This window comes from Acidovorax sp. K2F (genome assembly GCF_025246485.1).
GTDB lineage: Bacteria > Pseudomonadota > Gammaproteobacteria > Burkholderiales > Burkholderiaceae_C > Acidovorax > Acidovorax delafieldii.
In genome coordinates, this window is the sequence record NZ_JAOBSQ010000109.1 from 1 (window position 1) to 815 (window position 815).

An 815-nucleotide genomic window follows, 5' to 3' on the forward strand; every position below is an offset into this window, starting at 1 on the left:
TGCTGCAGAGTCAGATTGACTTGCTTCTAAACGAGACGCCACCGCAACGCTTGACTAAGACCCGCCTGATACGCCCACTTGACGAGACGATGGTGAGACGCAATCAGAGCAAACTTCCCCAGCTTTGCGCATTGCTGGATAAGGCGGCTGAGTCGGTACAGGCCTTTGGCATGCGCCGTGTCGACTACGCCATTGCCCTTTTAGTTAAGGACGGTCGGCAATTTCAACTGTGGCGCATTCAGCGTCTCGCAGGCCTGCGTCTATGGTCAGATGCCCTTACAACCTATGCGAACCGACGCACCGAACTGCTCAATGCTCAGAATTCCCTACGTCCCCACGGCCTACCCTGACGAAATGCTCGCGTCGCTCTTGACGCGACTGTTGCTGTACAACGGGTCTGGCCTGTGGCGTAGCCTTCTAGAAGAGTCGGGTTATGGGCGACGCACTATCTCGCCATTCTTCAACCCACCCATTCAGAATGGCAATCTCGAAAGATTGCTGGCACCGCTGGGCTACACCTATCCGCAAATGCTTCGTGAACTGACTGTCTTGCCCTTCTGGCTGTCCTTCAATCAAGCAACCGAAGTCCGGCGCCAGATCAGAATAGACGCCACAAGTAGTCGAGCCACCAAACTGACAATATTGGGCCACTCACAGTTTCTGCCGGGTGCTAGGTACTGTCCAGGTTGTCTACGAGACGACATCGAAACGTACGGCGAGCCGTACCTGCACCGCAGCCACCAGTTACCCGTTGCGAGCGTCTGCAGTCGGCACGGTGCGCCCCTTCGGTTCGCCTGCCCTGCATGCAGGATCAC

Annotated in this window: 2 protein-coding genes; both read left to right on the forward strand. The window is 56.4% G+C overall.

The features are described 5' to 3' along the window. Window positions 1-350, forward strand: a 350-nt coding sequence (locus N4G42_RS25475) for a hypothetical protein (RefSeq protein WP_260669181.1), incomplete at its 5' end; no start/stop codon positions are given. A gap of 4 nt (window positions 351-354) precedes the next feature. Beyond that, window positions 355-815: TniQ family protein (locus N4G42_RS25725; protein WP_409557868.1), on the forward strand; the 461-nt coding region annotated here is incomplete at its 3' end.